This is a genomic window from Pseudomonas izuensis, from assembly GCF_009861505.1.
Classification (GTDB): domain Bacteria; phylum Pseudomonadota; class Gammaproteobacteria; order Pseudomonadales; family Pseudomonadaceae; genus Aquipseudomonas; species Aquipseudomonas izuensis.
The window spans coordinates 1-3,097 of the sequence record NZ_WTFT01000065.1; the positions used below are offsets into that span (position 1 = coordinate 1).

The 3,097-nt window shown below is 54.9% G+C and carries 3 protein-coding genes and 1 pseudogene; 2 read left to right on the forward strand and 2 right to left on the reverse strand.

From position 1 onward, the window contains the following. Positions 1–399 (reverse strand): annotated as a pseudogene (locus GPL81_RS30595) (two-component sensor histidine kinase); the annotation flags it as partial. Beyond that, positions 396–1,085, reverse strand: coding sequence for a heavy metal response regulator transcription factor (locus GPL81_RS30600; RefSeq protein WP_160109823.1), 690 nt, complete (start codon positions 1,083–1,085; stop codon positions 396–398). The gene GPL81_RS30600 and the pseudogene GPL81_RS30595, both read right to left, overlap by 4 nt. Before the next feature lie 353 nt (positions 1,086–1,438). On the opposite strand from GPL81_RS30600, the gene GPL81_RS30605 reads away from it, so the two are divergent. Then, complete coding sequence (locus GPL81_RS30605; RefSeq protein WP_160109824.1) at positions 1,439–1,654, forward strand: co-regulatory protein PtrA N-terminal domain-containing protein; 216 nt, start codon at positions 1,439–1,441, stop codon at positions 1,652–1,654. Between the two features lie 212 nt (positions 1,655–1,866). After that, on the forward strand, positions 1,867–3,097 hold a 1,231-nt coding region (locus GPL81_RS30610), incomplete at its 3' end, for a copper resistance system multicopper oxidase (protein ID WP_160109825.1).

Here is a 3,097-nt window from a genome sequence, read left to right on the forward strand (position 1 = left end):
CATCGCTTCCGCCGTCATCCCGCGGAACATTTGCTCCTGTTCCTGCCACTCCCACACGTTGCTGTTTGACGTCGTGCGGAACTGTTGTGGAACGTTGATTGGTCTTGGATCGGCGAAAAGCAGCGTTCCTTTACTGTCCAGGATGATGGCTGTCAAATCACGGTGGGCCCCGAGCAAAGCCTGTAACTCGGGCTTTATTTCGTTGAATTGATCGACGCTGGTCAGATCTCCCAGGATTCGCTGGGTGGATTGGAGCTTTTCGGTCAGGGCCTGCTGATCCAGCATTTTGAAATGATGCTGGCTGAGGTGGTTGAAGCTGAGCCCGGCGACAGTGAGGACGGCCGTCACCGCAAGCATGAACAGCAGGCTCATGCGCATCGTTAGGGATAGACGGTTCATTCCGAGTCAGAATCCGGTGAGTCGATCATATAGCCCATACCACGTGCGGTGTGGATCAGCTTGACTTCAAAGTCGTCATCAATTTTCGCCCTGAGCCTTCTAACCGCGACCTCGATCACGTTGGTATCGCTGTCGAAGTTCATGTCCCAGACTTGCGAGGCGATGAGCGATTTTGGCAGCACTTCGCCCCGGCGTCGGAGCAGCAACTCCAATAACGCGAATTCCTTGGCCGTAAGGTCTATGCGTTTACCTCCTCGAATGGCCCTGCGCTTGAGCAGGTCGACTTCAAGATCAGCCAGTTTCATGCGGGGTTGAGCGGGAGCACTATTGCCGCGACGCAACAGCGTTCTGACCCGAGCCAGCAATTCAGAAAATGCGAAGGGTTTGATCAGGTAATCATCAGCGCCGAGCTCAAGTCCCTTGACCCGATCTTCAACGCGGTCGCGAGCAGTCAGGAAAAGCACGGGGACATCTTTGCCACAGGCGCGCACCTTCTGGAGTACTTCCCACCCGTCCATACCCGGCATCATGACGTCCAGAATCAGCAGGTCATACGCTTCGCTCAAGGCATGTTGAAGGGCCTCGGTACCATTGGTATAGCGGTCCACGTTGAAGCCCGCCTCAGTGAGGCCTTGCTGCAAATAGATACCTATCTTTGGCTCGTCTTCCGCAACCAAAAGTCTCATGGGGGGACTCTCAAGTGATGATAGGAGTGAGTTTGCAACGAATCCGTCCAGCCAACCAGCAACTGACAGAAAAGTAATGTTGGGCTCCGGTAGATGTCAGCGAGGGTTGTCTAGGGCTCGGCACACCATTGCCCTTAGCGTTGAAGTCAGGAGGTTGTGTTGCGCAGATGATTACGTTTGGCTTTCTAAAAAAACCTCAGAAAATCAAAATCTTACAGAACTGTAATTTTCACTTAAGGTTTCTGACAGGGGGGAGTCTTAAAGTTATATCGAGCTTTGAGCTCACTCCCCCGAGAATCATCTCTTGATATGGATTCGACGGGTTAAGCAAATCTTATTCGAGGATCCCCCCAATGAAATCCATGAAAACACTGTTGATCATTGCCGCTTTGACCTTCTCCTCTCTGGCTATGGCCTCAGGCGGTGGTGACCGGACATTCGCTCGTATGGAAGCAGCAAAGAAGAACGCAATGGAAGCGTACCAAGCTACCCAAAAGCGAGCCGATCAAGCACCTGTAGCTCAGAGCAACGTCAAGGCTGTCGACCAAGCCAAATACTTAGCGAATTGATGCGATCCAAAGCTGACAGAAATGTAATCACTTCGGTGGTTAAAGTGTGGCAATTTCAGCGCTCGCCTGCCGTATGAATTTTGTCATTTGCGGCGGCGGGCAAGGCTCATCTGGATTCGCGATGAACTCCTGAGAGCACGCCCCCAACCGATTAGCACAACGCTCAGTGTGTTTCGTACGGTTTCCCTTTTGACTGATTGGATATAAACGGCATGCATTCCAAAACCTCTAGGCGGACCTTCGTCAAAGGCTTGGCCGCGGGTGGCATTCTCGGCGGTCTTGGTCTATGGCGCACTCCTGTATGGGCCGTGAGCAGCCCGGGTCTGCCGAGTGTACTCACCGGTAACGAATTTGATCTGTTCATTGGCGAAACCCCCGTGAACATCACCGGTTCGCCGCGTACAGCCATGACCATCAATGGCACTTTGCCGGGGCCTTTGCTGCGGTGGCGTGAAGGGGATACGGTCACACTGCGGGTGAAGAACCGCCTGGATCAGGACACCTCCATCCATTGGCACGGGATCATCCTGCCGGCCAATATGGATGGCGTGCCGGGCTTGAGTTTTCATGGCATCGCGCCCGATGGCATGTATGAGTACAAATTCAAGGTGCATCAGAACGGCACCTATTGGTACCACAGTCACTCAGGCATGCAGGAACAGGTCGGTGTCTACGGGCCGATCGTGATCGATGCCAAAGAGCCTGAGCCTTTCCAATACAACCGCGACTACGTGGTGATGTTGTCTGACTGGACCGATGAAGATCCTGGCCGAGTCATGGCCAAGCTCAAGAAACAGTCGGACTACTACAACCACCACAAGCGGACCGTAGGCGACTTCATCGACGATGTGAGCGAGAAGGGTTGGTCCGCGGCAGTGGCGGATCGGAAAATGTGGGCCGAAATGAAAATGAACCCCACCGATCTCGCCGACGTCAGTGGAGATACTTACACCTATCTCATGAACGGTCAGGCCCCTAATGGCAATTGGACCGGAATTTTCAAGCCGGGAGAAAAACTTCGCCTGCGCTTCATTAACGGCTCTGCCATGAGCTACTTCGACGTCCGTATTCCAGGCTTGAAAATGACCGTCGTGGCAGCCGATGGCCAGCACGTCAAACCGGTCAGCGTCGATGAGTTTCGCATTGCCGTGGCGGAAACCTATGACGTGATCGTCGAGCCTGCCAGTGCAGAGGCTTACACCATTTTCGCCCAGTCCATGGATCGCACCGGCTATGCCCGCGGCACCTTGGCCCTGCGCGAGGGGCTGAGTGCACCGGTACCGGCAACTGATCCGCGCCCGCTTTTGACCATGGATGACATGGGAATGGGGGGAATGGACCATGGCAGCATGGCCGGTATGGACCACAGCAAGATGGCCGGTATGGGGCAGGGTGGGGTGGGTGGCGGGGGCGGTCGGGGGAAGGGGGTGGGGGGGGGGGGGG